Origin of the sequence: Streptomyces sp. NPDC047315 (assembly GCF_040643215.1) — a bacterium.
Taxonomy (GTDB): domain Bacteria; phylum Actinomycetota; class Actinomycetes; order Streptomycetales; family Streptomycetaceae; genus Streptomyces.
This window is the reverse complement of record NZ_JBEYTZ010000021.1, coordinates 93909-111345: the sequence shown is the minus strand read 5'-3', so window position 1 is coordinate 111345 and position 17437 is coordinate 93909. Positions and strand designations below refer to the sequence as shown.

Genomic DNA, 17437 nt, shown 5'->3' with positions numbered 1-17437 from the left:
CGTGCGCGGTGGCGGTCAGACGTGCACCGTCTGGCGCGCCACCAGGTCTTCGGCGACGGCCTTGGCGCTGCGCAGGGCGTGTGCCTGGATGGTGAGCGTGGGGTTCAGCCCGCCGGGGTAGGGCATGAAGCTGCCGTCCACCACGTAGACGTTGGGGGCGGAGTGGACGCGGCCCCAGCCGTCGACCACGGAGCGGTTCGGGTCGGTGCCGGCCCGGCAGGTGCCGTGCAGATGGCAGCTCCCCTGGGCGAAGCCGCTCTTCTCGTGCTTGATGCCGGTGGCACCGGCCTGCCGCAGCAGCCGCTCGCACTTGTCGGTCATGTACTCCAGCCGGCGCAGGTCGCGCGGGTCGGGGGTGTAGTCGATGACGACGGACGGCACGCCGTCCTCGTCGGTGTGGTGGGAGAGCCGCACCCGGTTGTCGAGGTTGGGGTGGTCGGCGAGGATCGTCTCGATCCGCAACTCCAGGGCGTCGTGCCGGATGCGGTGGGGCTCGTCGTTCTTCGACTCGTAGATCAGTCCGCCCACCCCCGTGGGGCAGTCGGGGTCCAGGTAGTGGTCGAGGAAGGAGATCGTCGAGAACGGTCCCGTGTGGACGCGCGGGTCGGACAGCCGCACCCCGCGGGGCGCCTCGACCACTCCGCTGACGTACTCGCTCAGCTTCATCGTCAGCCCCCGGCCCACCAGCCCGGAGTGGTTGCCCACGCCGGTGGGCGCGTGGGACCCGCGCGACCTGAGCAGCAGCGCGGCGGTCTGGATCGCGTTGCAGGCGACGACGAAGGAGCGGGCCCGGATGCGGTGGACGGTGCGGGTCAGCCGGTCGAGGCAGGTCACGGCGGCCACCTCGTGCGGGGACTCCTGCTCCAGGCGCAGCGCCCGCACCCCGGTCCGCAGACTGAAGTTGGGATGCTCGGCGAGCGGGGCGAGGAAGGCGGAGACCGCATCGGCCTTGGCCCCCGTGCGGCACTGGTGGCTCACGCACAGCGAGTCCCGGGCGCAGGCCGACCGGCCCCCGTGGGCCTCCCGGTTGATGGCCAGCGGGGTGGGGAACGGCTGGTAGCCGAGCGCGGTCCCGGCCTCCAGCAGGACTTCCGCGGCGGCCGTGGGCGGATGGGCGGTGCCGCGGCTGCTCGCGGTGGAGCGACTGGTGCCCTCCGCCACGCCGCCGCAGATCCCCAACCGGCGCTCCAGCACCTCGTAGTACGGGGCCAGCTCCGCGAGCCCGTAGGGCCAGCGCACGTCCAGGTCACCGGCGTCGATCAGGGCGCTCGGGTCGAAGTCGAAGGGCTCGTAGCGCCAGGCGGCGCCGCCGAAGAAGACGGTTCCGCCGCCGAGGTTGGACGTCGTCCAGGGCCAGCCCTCGTCGCTCCAGCCGCCGTTCCCGTCACGGACCAGGGCCGTGCGGCACATGTCGTCCAACTCCGGGTTGCCGAACTCCGGCGCGAGTCGGAAGCCCTCCTCTACGGTCAGGACGTCCAGGCCCTGGCGCACCAGGCGGTCGGCGGCGACCGCTCCGCTGGCGCCGCTGCCGATGACGCAGACGTCCCACACCCGGCCGTCGTCGGCCGGGTCCCATCCGTCGCGGTGCGCGGGGCCCAGCGGTTCGGGGTGCCGTGCGTGGGGGGCGTTCGACGGCAGCGTGCCCCGCAGTCGCTTCATCTCGTGTCCTGCTTTCTCTGTCTGGGTGGGTGGCGGGGCGGCTGTGCCGGCACTTCAGCCCGACGTGGCGGCCAGCCATCCGCGTTGCATGGCCGAGAAGTGTCCGCCGGTTGCGAGGAGCTTCGCGGGGGCGCCGTCCTCCACCACGGCCCCGTCCTCGATGACCAGGACCCGGTCCGCGATGGCGACCGTGGACAGCCGGTGGGCGATGACGACGGCGGTGCGGTCGGCGAGGACGGTGGCCAGGGCCTCGTGCACCGCCTGCTCGGACGGGGTGTCCATGCTGGACGTGGCCTCGTCGAGGATGAGGACGCGGGGGGAGGTGAGCATCACCCGGGCCAGGGCGATGAGCTGTCGCTGGCCCGCAGAGAGGCCCGCGCCGCGTTTGTGCACGTCCGTGTCGTAGCCCTCGGGCAGCGCGCTGATGAAGGCGTGTGCGCCCACCGCCTCGGCGGCGGCGCGGATCTCGGCCCGGGAGGCGCCGGGGCGGCCGAGCGCGATGTTCCGGGCGATCGAGCCGGAGAACAGGAAGGACTCCTGGGTGACCATCGACACGGCTCCGCGCAGCTCCCCGTCGCTGATCTGCCGCAGGTCCACGCCGTCGAGGGTGATGCGTCCCGCGGTGGGGTCGTACAGCCGGGCCAGGAGCTTGGCGATGGTGGACTTCCCCGCGCCGGTGGTGCCCACCAGGGCCACGGTGCGGCCGGGTGCCAGCATCAGGTCGACTCCGCTCAGCACGGGGCGGTCGCGCTCCCCGTAGTGGAAGTGCACGTCGTCGAGGTGCAGGGCGCCGACGGGCTCCGCGGGTGCGGCCTTGGGCAGGGGCACCGGGGCCGACGGCTGCGTGACGCCGCGGTGCTGGACGAACAGGGCCCCGATCTTCTCCAGTCCGGCGGACGCGGCGGAGAAGGCGTTGGCGAAGCTGGCGAGTTCGTCGATCGGGTCGTAGAGGCGGTGGACGTACAGGAGGAACGCGGTGAGCGTGCCGAGCGCCAGGTGCCCCTGGTCGACCCGGATGACACCCACGGTCAGCAGCGCCGCCAGCGACAGGTTGCCGATGAGTTTGACGCCGCCGCTGAACGCCGCGCTGACGAAGCCCGACTCGACGCGGGCGACGGCGTAGTCGGCGTCGAGGGCGCGCAGCCGTCGGGCGTTGGCGTCCTCGCGGCGGAACGCCTGGACGGCCTTGATGCCGTTGTACGCCTCCACCGTGTGCCCCACGACGCCCTCGACGGCCGTCCTGGTGTGCCGGTAGGCCAGCTTGGACCGGTGCCGGAACCAGCGGGTGAGCACGTAGAGGGGGACGAACAGTCCCATGACGACGGCGGCCAGCGGCTGGTCGAGCCAGATCATCACGGCCAGGATGCCGACCATGGAGAAGATCGCGGAGAACAGCCCGTCCAGGCCGGTCTCCAGCATCTCCTCGACCGACTCCACGTCGCTGGAGAGCCGGGCGATGACCCGGCCCGAGGGGTGGCTCTCGTGGAAGGCCAGCGGCTGACGCATGACCTGGGCGAAGGCCCGGTGCCGCAGTTCGAGGAGGAGGTCTTGGGCGATGCCGCCGGAGTACCGCAGGAAGCAGTACTTGACGGTGGCGGTGGTCAGGCCGGTGACCAGGGCGGCGGTCGTGTAGCCGACGAGCGGGCCCCAGCGTCCGTCGGCCGCCGCGGGCAGCCCCCGGTCGATGGCGGCGGCGATGAGCAGCGGTGGCACGAGTCCGCAGGCGTTCTCCAGCAGGGCGAGCGCGGTGGCGGCGGTGAGGCGCTTCTTGCGGGGCCCGAGCAGCATGCGCAGCAGCGCGTTGCGGTGGTTTCGCGACCGGGTGTCGTCCTGCGCGCTCATCCGGTCTCCACCTTCCCCGTGGTGTGCGGTGTCGTGGCGTCGAGGGCGGGCAGGTCGGGTTGGACGAGGCGGCGGTAGGCGGGCTCCTTCGCCACGAGTTCGTCGTGGGTGCCCGTCGCGGCCACCCGGCCGGCTTCCAGGAACACCACCCGGTCGGCCAGGCGCAGGGTGCGGGGCCGGTGGGTGGCGAGGACGGTCGTGACGCGGCTGAGCAGTCCGCGCAGCGCGTTCTCGACCTCCCGTTCGGTGTGGACGTCGAGGGCGGACAGGGCGTCGTCGAGCACCAGCACGGCGGGCCGGGGCGCCAGGGCGCGGGCCAGGGCGAGGCGTTGGCGCTGGCCGCCGGAGAGGCCGAGGCCCTCCTCCCCGATGACGGTGTTCAGCCCCTTGGGGAGCGCGGAGACGAAGCCGTCGGCCTGTACGGCGCGCAGGGCGTCCCAGATCCGTTCGTCGTGCTCCTGCCCGGGTTCCGTGCCGCCGTCGGCTCCGGCGCGGGCGGTGGTGCGGAGATCGGTGCGGCCGAGGCCGAGGGCGACGTTGTCGCGCACGGTGCCGGAGAAGAGCACCGGGTCGTCGAACGCGCTGCACACCACCGATCGCAGGTCGGCGAGTGTGAGGTCGCGCAGGTCGGTCCCGTCCAGGCTGATGCTGCCCGTGGTGGGGTCGTCCAGCCGGGACAGCAGTGACAGCAGGGTGCTCTTGCCCGATCCCGTCGCGCCGACGACGGCGACGGTCCGGCCGGCGGGGAGCGTGAGGTCGATGCCGTGCAGGGCCGCTGCCCGGCCGCCGGGGTGGGCGTAGTGGACGCCCTGGAGTCGGAGCTCTCCGCGCACCGGCGTCGGCAGCGGGAGGGGACAGCGCGGGTCGTCCACCGTCACCGGTTCGTCGCGGACCTGCCAGTAGCGGTCCGCCGCCGCGGCTGCCGTGCTGGCGTCCGCGGTGAGCCAGCCCAGGGTGTCGGCGGGCCAGCGCAGGTAAGTGGCCACCGTCAGCGACGCCATGAGGGTGCCCAGGGTCAGGCCGCCCGTGGCGACGCTGTGACCGCCGTAGCCGATGATCGCGACGATGGCCAGGTCCGGCAGGACCGTGATGGTCCACCACAGGGCCGCCGTGTAGGAGACCTTGCGCAGCTCCAGCTTCCGCAGCCGGGTCGCGTCCCGGTGGAACTGGCGTACGGTCCGGTGGCCGTGGCCGAAGACCTTGAGCACCCGGATGCCGAGGACGGACTCCTCGACGGTGGTGGACAGGTCGCCGCTCAGCTCCTGGGCGGAGCGGGCGACGATGCGGAACTTCTCCTCGAAGACGGTGGTCGCCAGGACCATGGGGACGTAGGCGGCCAGCACGATCAGGGCGAGCACCGGCTGGAGCGCGAGGAGGACGAGCAGTCCCACGGCGAGGGCGGCGAGGTTGACGACCAGGTAGACGCCGGAGAACGCCACGAACCGGCCGATCTCGGTGACGTCGGAGACGGTCCTGGACAGCAACTGGCCCGACTGCCAGCGGGTGTGGAACGACAGCGGGAGGCGCTGGATGTGCGCGGCGACGTCGGCGCGCATCGACGTCTCCAGCCGGGTCGCCGGCCGGATGACCAGGAGCCGTCGTGCGCCGAGGAGTACGGCCTCCAGGACGCCGAGGAAGGTGAACGCGGCGATGAACCAGGGCAGGGCCCCGAAGTCCCGCTCCTCAACGGGTCCGTCGATCAGCTTCTGGAGGACGAGCGGCATCGCGAGGCCCGCGAGCATCGAGCCGAACGCGACGGCGTACGTGGCGGTCATCAGGGTGCGGTGCGGTCGCAGGTAGGGGGCGCACCGCCGCAGCGACGTCATGGCCTGCACGGGCGGCCCCCTTCCGCGGTGGCGCCGAGGGCCCGTCGGTAGTGCTCGACGGCGCGGTCGGCGGTGGCGTCCCCGTAGGAGGCGAGGAGGTCGGGCAGGGCGTCGGCGACCGCCTTGCGGTGTCCGGGGGCGTCGACGATCGCCCGACCCGCCGCGCGCGTCAGGGCTGTGATGTCTGATTTGGGCACCAGCAGGGCGGGGGTGATGCCGCCCACCGTGTCGCGCAGGCCGCCGACGGCGTATCCGGCGACGGGCGTTCCGCACACCATGGCCTCCAGGGCGCTTCCCCCCAACTCCTCGTGCGCCGAGGGCATCACGAGCACGTCGAGACCGGTCATCACGGACGGGACGGTGTCGTGGGGGACGAACCCGGTGAAGACGAACCGGTCCGCGAGGCCGGCGTCGTGCACGGCCTGCTGCATCAGGGCGCGCTGCGGGCCGTCGCCGACGACGAGGAAGACCGCGCCGGGCGCGCCGGACCCGGTGTCCCAGCCCTGTGCCACCGCGACGAAGTCGCGCCATCCCTTCTCGTGCGCCACCCGCCCGACCCAGCCGACGACGGGGGCGCCGTCGGGCACGCCGAGCGAGCGCAGTCGGGCGCGTGCTTGGTCTTCCGGCACGGGCCGCACGGCCCCCACCGAGTCGGGCAGCACGTCGACGCGCGAGCGGTCCAGCGGCAGCAGCTTCGCGACGGTGTCGGCGGTGCGCTCGGTGAGCGTGGAGACCCGGCGGGCGTGCCGCAGGGCGTAGCGCTCCGCCGCGTACACCAGTCGGTGCTGCATCCGGTCGACGCGGGACATCGGTTCGTACACCGCGAGTCGGGAGCAGTGCAGCGTCAGGCAGTAGGGGGCGCCCACGATCCGCGAGACGAGCGGGCCCGCGAGCAGCGCCCAGAGCTGCCCGTCGGCGTGGACGTGGACGAGGTCGGGGGGCCAGGTGCGGCGCAGCGGCAGGCAGGCGGCGAGGACCGCCGCGAGCCACGCCTGGTTGAGGCCGACCAGTCCGGTGAGGGCCGACCGCAGCCGGGGAAGGGGAGCGCGGGTGACTCGGATCTCCAGCCCGGGGCGGTCGACCCGGCGGCGGGGCAGTCCGGGGAAGCCCACGGTCATCACCTGCTGCTCGACGCCGCGGTCGGCGAGCTCCCGGGACAGGTGGAGGATCTGCACCTGCATGCCGCCGACGGCGTCGAACTCGGGCGGCCACTCGGTGACGCAGTCGTGGTGGAAGAAGGGGGTGAGCCGCAGCACGCGCACGGGATGACTCCACGGGGGCAGGAGGTTGGCTGGTGCGATCACGGGTCGGTCTACGCGGCTGCGGCGGGCGGTGGTCGGTGGTCGGTCCGCTTCCGCCCCGGGTCCTACTCGGCAGTCGCGTCCACTACCTCTTCGAGCAGCGCGAGCGGGACGGGCACCAGGGGCAGGGAGCCGGTGTGCAGCACCCGTCCTGGGCCGGCGAGGAGCACCATGGGCGTGTGGCCCTGGGGCGAGTCGAGGTAGCCGCGCTTGTTGTCGTAGGAGAGCCAGGTCTTGACCCTGGCGACGTCCACGTGGGCGGGGACGGTCGGCGGGATGCCGCCGGCGGACGCCAACTCCCCGTGCTGGGCGACGAATTCGGCGTCGGCGTGCCCGAGGCGCCGGGACACTTCGGCGGCTATGGCCATGCCGACGACGACGCCCGCTCCGTGGGCGACGCGCCCGTGGGAGGCGTGCTCGATGGCGTGTCCGGCGGTGTGTCCGTATTCGAGGACGAGTCCGGCGCCCCGTTCGCGCTTGTCCGCGTGGGTGACGGCCGCTTTGGCGGCCAGGCTCTCGGCGATGGCCCAGCGCAGGGTCTCGTCGTCGTACCGGGCCGAGGGCTCAAGGACGTTCGCCATCCGGTCGAGCATGGAGGGGCGGATCGCGAGGGCGTTCTTGACGACCTCGCCCATGCCCGATCGCATCTCCCGCGGGGGCAGGGTGCGCAGCATGGCGGTGTCGGCGAGGACTTCGACGGGTTGGTAGAAGGTGCCCACGAGGTTCTTGCCGTAGGTGGCGTTCACCGCCTGCTTCAGGGACAGGACGGAATCGAGCATGGCCACGACGGTGGTGGGCACGTGGACGAGTCTGGTGCCCCGGAACAGCAGGGACGCCAGGAGGCCGGCGATGTTGCCGGTGACTCCACCGCCGAGGGCGACGATGATCGCGCGGCGGTCGGCGCCGTGTTCCAGCGCCTGCTCGGCGAGGGTGCTGACGGTCGCGAGTCCCTTGTGGGGTTCGCCCTCTTCGTGGGTGAGCAGGACGGCGGGTCCTGCTTCCTTGTGGATGCGTGCCGTCAGGTCGTGCCCGTACAGGCCGGCCACGGTGGTGTCGCTGATCACGAAGTATCCGCTGGCGTCGAGTTCACCGAGGCGCGCGACGATCTCGTCGGCGCAGTCCGATCCGAGTCGGTAGGGGAACGACGCGTCTTCCATGACGACGGTTGTGGATTGCATGGTCTCCCAGTCCTCCGGCGGTGCGCGGGCGGCGGGCGTGCCCGTGGCCCGCGGTCAATGAGCGAGTGCGGCGCCGTGGCGCAGAACCTTCTCGACGGCGCTGGCGATGTCGTTCATGTCTTCGGCGTCTCCGAGCAGCGCGGCGTGGTGGAGGGTGATGGTGCGCTGGGCGGTGTCCTCGCACACCGGCAGGTGGAATCGCTTGGGGTCGATGAGTTCCTCGTGCGCCAGGCCCAGGGCGAACCGTTGTCGGGTCCGGGGGGCGTAGAGCCTGTTCGCCGGCACGGGCGCGTACGAAGGGAGGACGGAGAAGCCGAGCTCGGCGGTGAGCGCCGCGGCGACGTCGGCGACGGCGGGTTCGGTGAGTTCGCCGTCGGGGAGCCTCGCGGCGTAGGTGTAGTAGGTGCGCGACGTGGTCCCCGGGGAGGTGGTCTGAGGGCGCAGGCCGAGGCGCTCCAGGTGCTGGTCGAGCAGGAGTGCGTTGTCGCGGCGGCGGCGGTTCTGTTCGTCCAGGACGGCGAGTTGTGCGGTGAGGATGGCGGCCTGGAACTCGGAGATGCAGCGGTTGCTGCCCATCAGTTCGCCGGTCTCGACGAGTTCCATGGCGCCGGTCGGCGGGCTGGCGGTGGCCAGGCAGCGGCCGTCGGCCCGCAGGTGCTCGATCCGGCGTGCGAGTTCGGCGTCCTGGGTGATCACCGCGCCGCCCTCGCCGCTGGTGAGGACCTTGCTGTGCTGCATGCTGAAGGTGCCGGCCGTGGACAGGGTGCCGACCTTGGCGCCGTGGTGGGTGGCGCCGTGGGCCTGGGCGCAGTCCTCGATCAGGGGCAGGTCGTGCCGGTCCGCGACGTCCTTGAGCGCGTCCATGTCGGCGACGGCGGAGTAGAGGTGCACCACCACGATGGCCCGGGTGCGGGGGGTGATGTGGGCTTCGACGGCCGCCGGGTGGACGCAGAGCGTGTCGGGGTCGACGTCGCAGAAGACGGGTACGGCGTTGACGCCGAGGACGGTGGTCCCCGAGGCGACCCAGGACAGCCCGGGGACGATGACCTCGTCTCCGGCGCCGACGCCGCACGCTTCGAGGGCGAGCATGAGGCTGGCGGTGCCGCTGGCCGCGGGGATGCAGTGGTCGGCGCCGTGGTAGGCGGCGAACGCCCGGGCGAAGCGGCGTTCGTAGGACTCGACGCCGCGGTAGGGCCCGCTGATGGACCACCTGCCGGAGTCGAGGACCTCGTCCACCGCGCGCCTGACGCCGGGCGCGGGCTGGGGCCAGGCGGGCCAGGGGCGGGTGCGTACCGCGGTGCCGCCTTGGACTGCCAGCGGGGAAGCCATGTGGTCGTTCCTTTCTGACGTCGTGCGCGGAGGACGTGCGGGCACATCACCGGGAGATGGGGTACGTCAGAGGGCCAAGTTGAAGTACGAGCGGGTGTTGCCGTCGGCGCGGCGCAGGGCGATGTCGAGGGCCTTGGCGTAGTCGTCGAGGGCGAACTCGTGGCTGAGCAGGGCGTCCACGTCGACGGCGCCGCTGGCCAGGGCGTTGGTCGCCTCGTCGAATCGGGTGCCGGGCCCCATCGAGGACTGGACGGTGAGGACCTTCAGCACGACCTCGTGGGTGGACATGATGGCCGCTTCCTCGATGCGGTAGCCGACGAGGCCGACGCGTCCGCCGGAGCGGACGGCCCGGAACGCCTCCTGCGCCGCGAGCGGATAGCCGGACGCTTCCAGGACCACGTCGGGGACGGTCTCCGGGCTGTTGCGGGTGAGCTCGACGAGGTCCCCCGGATCGCCGGAGACCGCGATCGGGATGCCCATCGCGAGGGCGGCCTCACGGCGTTCGGGCACGGGTTCGGCGATCGCCGTGACGGTGGCTCCGCGCAGTTGGGCGGCCTGGGCGAGCAGCAGTCCGATGCCGCCGGCGCCCGTGATGGCGACCTTCTCCCCCGGGGTGACGTGCAGCCGGTCCACCGCGTTGAGGGCGACGGCCAGCGGCTCGACCTGACAGGCCGTCCGCAGCGGGAGGCCGGCGGGCAGGGGCTTGAGGTTGGCCACCGGGATGGTCATGTACTCGGCGCACGCGCCGTCCCGGGTGAAGCCGAGTTCCTGGAGGTCCTCGCAGAGGGTGGGGGTGCCGGCCGCGCAGTGCTGGCAGGTCCCGCAGGAGCAGGTGAGGTCCCCCACGACGTTGCTGCCGACCAGCTCGGCGCCGACGGTCCCGTTGACCGCCTCGACGGTTCCGCTCCATTCGTGGCCGGGCACGACCGGGTAGGTGAAGCCGTGCCAGACCCCTTTGTAGAAGGACAGGTCGCTGCCGCAGACGGAGTTGTAGGCGAGCCGGACGAGGGCCTCTCCCGGTGCCGGTTCGGGCACGTCGCGGTGGTCCAGGAGCGCTCGGTGCGGGGCCTCGAAAACCAGAGCCTTCATCGTGCCGTACCTCCGCGGACAGAAGGGGCGGGAATATGACCGGGGTTCGTGCCGTTCACTAAAGCGGATGAAGCGCTGTGCGATCGTACGCTCATACAGCGCCGCCTTGTCAACGGTGGCTGATGACTGTTTGATGATCCGTGTCCTGTTGCCCGCTCAAGCGGGCAGGACGGGCGGGGGCCGGCCCAAGCGGGAGAAGCAATTCATGACGGATCTAGAGAAAGGGACACCCGAGTCATCCGGGCGTCCCCTGCTGCGGAAGTTCGACCAGCGTCTCAACGAACTGATCGCCGCCCTCTACCCCGACGAGCGCAGACGCCCCGGATACGCACGCCTGGCCAAGGAGATCCGCGAGGCGACCGGCGGCACGATCTCCGGCACGTACCTGTGGGAACTGGCCACCGGCAAGAAGCGCAACGTCACGCTGGAGCAACTCGACGTCCTCGCGGAGTACTTCGGAGTCCCACCGGAGTACTTCCTCAACGAGGAGGCGGCCCAGCGGGTCAACGCACAGCTGCAACTGGCGCGCGCGCTGCGCGACGCCCGGGTGCGCAACCTCGCCCTGCGCGCCGAGGGGCTGACGCCGGAGAGCCTGGACGCCCTGCTCATCATGGTCGAGCAGGTGCGGACCATGCAGAACCTCGCACCGCCCGAAGACTCGGACTTCACGGACGACGCGTAGCCCGTCGCCGACCACGACGGACGCACAGCTCAACGATTTCGGCCGCCGGTGCCGCTTGCCCGCACCGCCCCAGGGAGGCTGTCATTCACCCCCACACCCATGAGCCCGACGACACCACGTCCGCACGAGCGCTGACCACCTCGTGTCACCAGGCGGGCCCATAAGCACAGGAGATCCGTTCCGCATGGGGCACGCGGACTCCGCGTGCCCCCCCCGCCCCCGGACCGCAACGTCCGAGGACGACCTCGGCGTTCCGTGCCTGACCCCCACGGAACGCGTCACTCACCCCTGCTCCGCCGCACGGCCGACCGGGGCCGAACTCCGCCCCGGCGCGCCGTCGTCCCCACCCGTCGAGCGCCCCGTCTGCCCGCAGACAGGGGGCGGCGCCGCCGTGCACACCTCCGCCGATCCGCCTCAGAAAGGCCGACCCGATGATCCATACGTCGCATCGATACGCAAGGCTGCGCCGACGTTGCCAGCCGCTTATGGATCAGTTACCGCTTCTCCAGCCCTTCTGCATCGGGACCCTGTGCAGCGAACTGTCGAAGCGCCGCAGGCGCCCCCTCCATCTGCACCCGATCCCCCTTGACACATCCGAAGTATGCGGCCTGTGGATCGGCACGGACGCCGAAGACCACATCTTCTACGAACAGCACACCGCGCGCTCCCATCAGGAGCACATCGTCCTGCACGAGATCGGGCACATGCTCTTCGGCCACCGCTCCGACGCCTCGGTCGCCTCGGTCGCTTCGGGGGTGTCCAACGCGCTCTTCCCCGACCTCGACACCCGACTGGTGCGCCGCGTCCTGGGCCGGACCAACTACTCCAGCCGCCAGGAGCAGGAGGCCGAGATGCTCGCCAGCCTGATACGCGCGGGCGACGCGGCTCCGACCTGGCACCGGCCGCCGGGCGTCTACGGCAAGCTCCACGCCGCCCTGGGCGTGAGCGCCCCGTCATGAAGGGCGAGTTAGTCGGCTCCTGGCACCTCGCCCTCAACCACGCGGCCCTCTGCCTCCTGTGGGTGTCCGTCCTCCTGCGGGCCGGCCCCGCCGTGCGCCACCACGAGCAACGGGGCCTGTGGATCGCGACCGCCTCCGCCGCCGCGGCGATGACGCTGCACACCCGGTTGGTCTCCACCTGGGCGACCGAACTGACCGGCTCCGCCACCGTCGTCGTGCTGGCGAAGAACCAGATCGGGGTGGTCTCCGCCGGAGCCGTCCTCTACTTCGTCGTCCACGCGACCGGCGGCCGTCGCCGGACCGGCACGGCGGTGACCGCGATGGCCGCCGTGATGGTCGCCCTCCTGGCGCTGGCCTTCGCCGGAGCGGAGCCCGCGAAGGGCCAGTTCGTCTCGATAGCGAACGACTGCGCCGCCTGCGCCGCATATACCCTGTTGCTCTGCGCCACCCACATCGTGGCCTGCACGACGTGCGTATACATCTGTTGGACCTACGGCAGCCGGAGCCCCACCAGGTCCCTGTCCCTGGGCCTCGCCCTCTTCGGGTGGGGCACGGCCCTGGCCGGCTTCTACTGGCTCGACCGCCTCACCCTCCTCGTCTCGGGCCTCCAGAGCCCCGCCACCGTGCTCAGTCTGGCGCTCAGCCTGCACGCGATCCTCCGTGCCGCCGCCCTCCTGGTCCCCCTCGCCGCCGAACTGCGCAGCTCGGTCCGGCACGCCCGCACCATCTGGCGGATCTGGCCGCTGTGGCGGGACCTCGTGGACGCGGTGCCGCACGTGGTCCTCTCCTCGTCCCGACGGCGCCTGATGACCCTCGTGCTCCCCCGCATCCCCTGGCGCCTCGCCGCCTACCGGAAGGTGATCGAGACCCAGGACGCCATGCTGGTCCTGCGTCAGTATGCAGATTCGGCCGTTTCCGACTGCGCACGGGCGCACGTGGCCCGGTGGACCGTGCCGTCCGCCGACGCGGAGGCGTTCGTCTCCGCGTGCGTGCTGCGCATGGCCCGCGCCGCGAAGCTCAGCGGCGGTCCGCCGCGCACCACCCCGGGCCCCGCCCTCGCCAGCCGCGGGAGAGGCGGCCTGGAAGCCGAGACGGACTTCCTGATCCGGCTGGCGGACGCCAGCAGCACGGATTGCGTACGGGCCTTTCCGCTCGCCCCTTGGCCACCAACCACACATTGCGGTGAAAGTTGTCCGAAACCACACACAGGGCAATAAAGCGTGTCAGAGAGGTGTGGAGGTTCTGCCATGATGCCGGCCATGGACAGCGAGCTACGCAACAAGTACCCGCACCACACATGGACCTCCGTCAGCGAAGGCGACTCCGGAGCAGTCGTCTACCACCTGACGGGAGAGCAGCCCGAACTCTACGTAAAGATCGCTCCGAACGCTCCGGAGAATTCGGCCTTCGACCTGCCCGGAGAGGCGGACCGGCTCGAATGGCTGGCCCGCCACGGCGTCCCGGTCCCCCGGCTCGTCGAGCGCGGCGCCGACGCCGGGGCCGCCTGGATCGTCACCGAGGCGGTGCGCGGCGTCTCCGCCGCCGAGGAGTGGCCGGAGCACCAGCGCTTCGCCGTCGTCGAGGCCATGGCCGGCCTGGCTCGCACGCTGCACGACCTGCCCGCGGACGAGTGCCCGTTCGACCACGGCCTCTCCATCGCGTTGGCGGAGGCGCGGCACAACGTGGCCAACGACCTCGTGGACCTGGAGGACCTCCAGGACCAGTACGAGGGCTGGTCGGGCGAGCAGCTCATCGCCGAGGTCGAGCGCACCCGCCCGCAGCAGGAGCAGCGGGCCGTCTGCCACGGCGACCTCTGCCCGAACAACGTCCTGCTCGACCCGGAGACCTGCGAGGTCACCGGAGTGATCGACGTGGGTCGGCTGGGCGTTGCCGACCCGCACTCCGACATCGCCCTCGCGGTGCGCGAGTTGGCCATCGACGAGGACCCGTGGTTCGGCCCCCAGTACGCCGAGCGGTTCCTGGAGCACTACGGCGTGCAGCGGGTCGACAAGGACAAGGTGGCGTTCTACCAGCTCCTGGACGAGCTGTTCTAGCCAACGCAGTGCGGGAGGCCCGACGAGACGGCTCCCCCGCACCATGCGTCACCGAGCCGGGACGCAGGGGCCAAGCGGCCCCCGGACGCCCGGTCGGTGACGGTCACTCACGGGGGCGCGGGGTCCCGGTGCGCGACTGCGGTCGCCCGGGCCCCGGCCCTTCCCCGTCGCCGCAGCAGCCCCCGCCGCCCGGCGAACGAACTACCGGCGGAGCCGGTCACGAAGGTCGGACGACGCCCCAGGCCGCCTCGATCATCCGGAAGACCTCGTCGACCGCAGCCTGCGGATCGGGGGCCTCGCGCGCCAGCGCGTAGGCGTCGATCGCGAACCTCGCGATCGCCCGGCAGACCGTTGCGGTGTGCGGCAGGTCGAGGTCGGCGGCGATGGCCGCGGCCAGCGAGTCCGCGTGGCGCAGCCTCATCGAGTCCTCGTACTGCCGCAGGGCCGGCGATCCGTCGATCATGCGCCAGATCGGGGCGGCGCCGTCCGCCGTGCAGTGGCGCACCATGGCGTGGATCTCCCGGCGCAGCGCGGGGATCAGCGGCTCGTCCGGCGCCCGGTCGGTGACCGCCCGGGCCAGGCGGTGCTCGAAGTCCTCGTCCTGCTCGAACACCAGGGCCTCTTTCGAGGCGAAGTGGGAGAAGAGCGTGGTGACGGCGACGTCGGCTTCGGCCGCCACGTCACGGATGCCCACCGCGTCGTACCCCCGCTCCAGGAAGAGCCGCAGGGCGGCGTCGGCGATCTTCTGGCGGGTCGCGGCCTTCTTGCGCTCACGACGTCCGGTCGGCACGGTCATGCGCTCACGCTAGCAGCCTCAAGAATGGAACCGTTCCTAAATACTAACCGTTAGTGTTACGGTCGCCGCATGACGACCATGAAGAAGGTGAGCCACGCCGAGTTCGGCGGGCCGGACGTTCTGCACCTCGTCGACGCCGAGCAACCCCACGCGGGCCAGGGGCGGATACGTGTCGCCGTGCGGGCGGCGGGCGTGAACCCGGTCGACTGGAGGATCCGCGAAGGCCAGTTCCGCAAGACGCGTCCGGTCGAACTGCCCGCCGGGGTGGGGCAGGACGCCTCGGGAGTGGTGGACCAGGTCGGCGCGGGCGTCGAGGGCGTCGAGGTCGGCGACCGCGTGTTCGGCAGGGGGTCGAGCACCTATGCCGAGTTCGCCGTGCTGTCGGCCTGGGCCCGCATGCCCGACGGCCTGAGCTTCGAGGAGGCGGCCGGATACCCCTCCGTGGTGGAGACCGCACTGCGCACCCTGCGCCAGGTGGGCGTGCGGCCCGGGCAGACCCTGCTGGTCAGCGGGGCGTCGGGCGGAGTGGGGTCGGCGGTGCTCCAGATCGCGCGGGACCGCGGCATCGCGGTGATCGGCACGGCGGGGGCCGCGAACCTGGAGTACGTGCGCGGCCTGGGCGCCCTCGCCACGACGTACGGCGAGGGCTGGGTCGAGCGGGTGCGGCGGCTCGGCCGCGTCGACGCGGCCCTCGACCTCGCCGGGTCGGGCGTGCTGCGCGAACTCGTCGAGCTCACCGGCGATCCGCGGAAGGTGGTCACCATCGCCGATCTGAGCGCGCCGGAGTTCGGCGTCCGGTTCTCCGGCACGACCGGGGACGTGCCGGCGGCGCTGGCCGAGGCCGTCGGCCTCCTCTCGCGCGGGAAGCTTCACATCCCGGTGGAGAAGGCGTACGCGCTCGACGAGGCCGCGGCGGCGCAGATCGACAGCCGGGCCGGTCACACGCGCGGGCGCCGGGTGGTGGTCGTCTGAGCCGGCCGGCGGGGCGCGGCTTCGGTCACGGGCGGGGTGCAGCCAGCAGGCGGGGCTCGATGCGCTCCTCGGTCGCCACGCCCTGGTCGCTCGTGACGACGTAGGCGCCCGCGCCGGGGACTTCCGCGACCGCCTCCACCAATTCCGTTCCGCGGTACACCAGGCCGACGCCGTCGTCCGTGCAGTGGGCGGTGGGCAGGGTGCCGTCCGCCACGAGTCGGTGGATCAGCGGACGCCGGCCCTCGTCCGAGTCGTAGTGCACGCCGTTGCCGTACGGCAGGAAGCCCAGCCCGTTGGTGACCGGGCGCAACTCGGGCCCGAAGGAGTCGGTCGCGCCGCCCCGGTACCAGCACAGGGAGCCCGCGCTGACTCCGCTGAGCACGACGCCCGCCTGCCAGGCGCGGTGCATGACGCGGTCCAGGCCGTGCGCCCGCCACACGGCGAGGAGGTTGACCACCGAGCCCCCCATGACCCAGACCACGTCGTGGTCGAGGACCGCCCCTTCGACGTCCTCGACGTTGGGCATGGGGAACAGGTGCAGGGGCGTCAGGTCGAACCCCGCGACCCGCGCCGCCTCGGTCATCCGGGTCGTGAAGTGCTCGGCGTCCCCGATGGCGGTGCCGACGTACATGATGCGCGGGCGCCGCCCGTGCACACCGGAGAGGTCCACCGCGTGGTGCACGAGGGCGTCGAACGCCACTCTGGTGCGCCCACCGACCCGGTGGCCGCCGGAGGTCGCGAGGATCGTCGGTTCCGTTGCCGTCATGCCCGTGATCGTATCGACGGCTCCCTGCGCGGCCGGGGGCAGTCACAGGCGGCGGTGCAGCGCGCGGGAGACCGCTTCGATGGTGTCGACGCCCTGGGCCATGGTCGCGTTGTCCTCGGTGAGCACGGTCACGGTGTAGCCCCCGCCCGCGCCGCCGAACGCGCCGGCGCTGTGGACGCGCCACCCGTGGCTGGCCCGGGGCAACCAACCGTTCTTGACGTGCACGGTCGCATCGGCCGGGGCGCCCGCCGGGGTGCCCCAGCGCTGCGCCGGCACCACCTCGCGCATCAAGCGCAGGGCGTGGGAGCGGGCGGCGTCCGAGAGGACCGGGCCGGCGGTGGTCAACAGGCGTAACAGGGCTGCCGTGTCCCGCGCCGTGATCTGCGTGAGCCCCCAGTGGCCGGTGCGGTCGACAACGGTGTCCGCCATGTCGGCCGCGGCGCAGAACGCCGCGATCCGCCCGGCGCCCAACTGCCGCCACAGGGCGCCCGTGGCCGCGTTGTCGGAGCGGGTGACCATGGCGTGCGCGAGGGCGCCTTCGCGGTCGGTGAGCCGACGCCCCTGCCCGTCGGCCTCGCGCAGCAGCGCGCCGAGCACGATCAGCTTGACGACGCTCGCCGAGTCGAACGCCCGGTCCGCGCGGACCTCGCACCGGGTGCCGCTGGTGCGGTCCTCGACGAACACCGCGGCGGTCGACTCGTGGGCGCCGAGCGCGGAGGCGATGTCGACGAGCAGCCCGTATCCGAGGGGGAGGTCCGATGCGGTGCAGGAGACGTCCGGGAGGGTGGCCGCGGCCACGGGCGCGGCGGTCGCGGCGCCGAGCGCCGGCGTCAGCACGGCCGTGGCCAGCGCCGAGGCGACGATGCGGCGCGCGGCGGCGCGCGGGGCTTTCGACCGTGCCGTACGCAGTCCGCTGGAAGGCATGGGGAGATTGACTCACGCCTTCCTGTGAACCGGACTTATCGCTGCTGTATCGTCGATTAC

General features: G+C 72.2%; 15 protein-coding genes. 5 read left to right on the top strand and 10 right to left on the bottom strand.

The window, feature by feature from the left end; genetic code table 11:
• Positions 1–15: 15 nt before the first annotated feature.
• The 7 genes from ABZ842_RS23980 to ABZ842_RS23950 form a co-directional block, all read right to left on the bottom strand.
• Positions 16–1659 carry a GMC family oxidoreductase gene (locus ABZ842_RS23980; protein ID WP_361540135.1) on the bottom strand — a complete coding sequence of 548 codons (1644 nt, stop codon included), beginning with the start codon at positions 1657–1659 and terminating at the stop codon, positions 16–18.
• 54 nt (positions 1660–1713) lie between these two features.
• The gene (locus tag ABZ842_RS23975) at positions 1714–3501 is read right to left on the bottom strand and encodes an ABC transporter ATP-binding protein (RefSeq protein WP_361540132.1); all 1788 of its coding nucleotides are present in this window, start codon (positions 3499–3501) and stop codon (positions 1714–1716) included.
• Positions 3498–5327: an ABC transporter ATP-binding protein gene (locus ABZ842_RS23970; protein ID WP_361540278.1), complete on the bottom strand. Its 1830-nt coding sequence runs from the start codon at positions 5325–5327 to the stop codon at positions 3498–3500. The genes ABZ842_RS23975 and ABZ842_RS23970 overlap by 4 nt, the downstream gene beginning before the upstream one ends.
• Complete coding sequence (locus ABZ842_RS23965; RefSeq protein ID WP_361540129.1) at positions 5324–6589, bottom strand: glycosyltransferase family 4 protein; 1266 nt, start codon at positions 6587–6589, stop codon at positions 5324–5326. The genes ABZ842_RS23970 and ABZ842_RS23965 overlap by 4 nt, the downstream gene beginning before the upstream one ends.
• Positions 6590–6693: 104 nt before the next feature.
• Positions 6694–7806, bottom strand: coding sequence for a 2-deoxy-scyllo-inosose synthase (locus ABZ842_RS23960; protein WP_361540126.1), 1113 nt, complete (start codon positions 7804–7806; stop codon positions 6694–6696).
• A gap of 54 nt (positions 7807–7860) precedes the next feature.
• Positions 7861–9135 carry a DegT/DnrJ/EryC1/StrS family aminotransferase gene (locus ABZ842_RS23955; protein ID WP_361540124.1) on the bottom strand — a complete coding sequence of 425 codons (1275 nt, stop codon included), beginning with the start codon at positions 9133–9135 and terminating at the stop codon, positions 7861–7863.
• Positions 9136–9201: 66 nt separating this feature from the next.
• Positions 9202–10224 (bottom strand): alcohol dehydrogenase catalytic domain-containing protein, encoded by a 1023-nt coding sequence (locus ABZ842_RS23950; RefSeq protein WP_361540121.1) that lies wholly within the window; start codon positions 10222–10224, stop codon positions 9202–9204.
• A 205-nt stretch (positions 10225–10429) separates the two neighbouring features.
• On the opposite strand from ABZ842_RS23950, the gene ABZ842_RS23945 reads away from it, so the two are divergent.
• The 4 genes from ABZ842_RS23945 (at position 10430) to ABZ842_RS23930 (ending at position 13919) form a co-directional block, all read left to right on the top strand.
• Positions 10430–10906 (top strand): hypothetical protein, encoded by a 477-nt coding sequence (locus tag ABZ842_RS23945; protein WP_361540118.1) that lies wholly within the window; start codon positions 10430–10432, stop codon positions 10904–10906.
• 485 nt (positions 10907–11391) lie between these two features.
• Positions 11392–11865: a hypothetical protein gene (locus tag ABZ842_RS23940; protein ID WP_361540116.1), complete on the top strand. Its 474-nt coding sequence runs from the start codon at positions 11392–11394 to the stop codon at positions 11863–11865.
• A complete protein-coding gene (locus ABZ842_RS23935) occupies positions 11862–13082 on the top strand; it encodes an MAB_1171c family putative transporter (protein ID WP_361540113.1) in 1221 nt (406 codons plus the stop codon). Before ABZ842_RS23940 ends, ABZ842_RS23935 begins: the two co-directional genes overlap by 4 nt.
• Positions 13083–13124: 42 nt before the next feature.
• Positions 13125–13919, top strand: a complete 795-nt coding sequence (locus tag ABZ842_RS23930) for an APH(3')-V family aminoglycoside O-phosphotransferase (RefSeq protein WP_361540110.1) — start codon at positions 13125–13127, stop codon at positions 13917–13919.
• Positions 13920–14136: 217 nt separating this feature from the next.
• On the opposite strand, the gene ABZ842_RS23925 is transcribed toward ABZ842_RS23930, so the two are convergent.
• Positions 14137–14715 carry a helix-turn-helix domain-containing protein gene (locus tag ABZ842_RS23925; RefSeq protein ID WP_361540107.1) on the bottom strand — a complete coding sequence of 193 codons (579 nt, stop codon included), beginning with the start codon at positions 14713–14715 and terminating at the stop codon, positions 14137–14139.
• A gap of 78 nt (positions 14716–14793) precedes the next feature.
• Here ABZ842_RS23925 and ABZ842_RS23920 point away from each other — a divergent pair, with 78 nt between their 5' ends.
• Entirely contained in the window at positions 14794–15687 is an 894-nt protein-coding gene (locus ABZ842_RS23920; protein ID WP_361540276.1) for an NADP-dependent oxidoreductase, read from the top strand.
• A gap of 25 nt (positions 15688–15712) precedes the next feature.
• Here ABZ842_RS23920 and ABZ842_RS23915 read toward each other — a convergent pair whose 3' ends face one another.
• Complete coding sequence (locus ABZ842_RS23915) at positions 15713–16453, bottom strand: peptidase E (RefSeq protein WP_361540104.1); 741 nt, start codon at positions 16451–16453, stop codon at positions 15713–15715.
• A gap of 42 nt (positions 16454–16495) precedes the next feature.
• Complete coding sequence (locus ABZ842_RS23910; protein ID WP_361540101.1) at positions 16496–17377, bottom strand: serine hydrolase; 882 nt, start codon at positions 17375–17377, stop codon at positions 16496–16498.
• Positions 17378–17437: the final 60 nt, after the last annotated feature.

Excerpts from the sequence above, each read along its gene's own strand:
- ABZ842_RS23980 (WP_361540135.1), bottom strand. The coding sequence starts at position 1,659 with ATGAAGCGACTGCGGGGCACGCTGCCGTCGAACGCCCCCCACGCACGG.
- ABZ842_RS23975 (WP_361540132.1), bottom strand. The coding sequence starts at position 3,501 with ATGAGCGCGCAGGACGACACCCGGTCGCGAAACCACCGCAACGCGCTG.
- ABZ842_RS23970 (WP_361540278.1), bottom strand. The coding sequence starts at position 5,327 with ATGACGTCGCTGCGGCGGTGCGCCCCCTACCTGCGACCGCACCGCACC.
- ABZ842_RS23960 (WP_361540126.1), bottom strand. The coding sequence starts at position 7,806 with ATGCAATCCACAACCGTCGTCATGGAAGACGCGTCGTTCCCCTACCGA.
- ABZ842_RS23955 (WP_361540124.1), bottom strand. The coding sequence starts at position 9,135 with ATGGCTTCCCCGCTGGCAGTCCAAGGCGGCACCGCGGTACGCACCCGC.
- ABZ842_RS23950 (WP_361540121.1), bottom strand. The coding sequence starts at position 10,224 with ATGAAGGCTCTGGTTTTCGAGGCCCCGCACCGAGCGCTCCTGGACCAC.
- ABZ842_RS23945 (WP_361540118.1), top strand. The coding sequence starts at position 10,430 with ATGACGGATCTAGAGAAAGGGACACCCGAGTCATCCGGGCGTCCCCTG.
- ABZ842_RS23940 (WP_361540116.1), top strand. The coding sequence starts at position 11,392 with ATGGATCAGTTACCGCTTCTCCAGCCCTTCTGCATCGGGACCCTGTGC.
- ABZ842_RS23935 (WP_361540113.1), top strand. The coding sequence starts at position 11,862 with ATGAAGGGCGAGTTAGTCGGCTCCTGGCACCTCGCCCTCAACCACGCG.
- ABZ842_RS23930 (WP_361540110.1), top strand. The coding sequence starts at position 13,125 with ATGGACAGCGAGCTACGCAACAAGTACCCGCACCACACATGGACCTCC.
- ABZ842_RS23925 (WP_361540107.1), bottom strand. The coding sequence starts at position 14,715 with ATGACCGTGCCGACCGGACGTCGTGAGCGCAAGAAGGCCGCGACCCGC.
- ABZ842_RS23920 (WP_361540276.1), top strand. The coding sequence starts at position 14,794 with ATGAAGAAGGTGAGCCACGCCGAGTTCGGCGGGCCGGACGTTCTGCAC.
- ABZ842_RS23915 (WP_361540104.1), bottom strand. The coding sequence starts at position 16,453 with ATGACGGCAACGGAACCGACGATCCTCGCGACCTCCGGCGGCCACCGG.
- ABZ842_RS23910 (WP_361540101.1), bottom strand. The coding sequence starts at position 17,377 with ATGCCTTCCAGCGGACTGCGTACGGCACGGTCGAAAGCCCCGCGCGCC.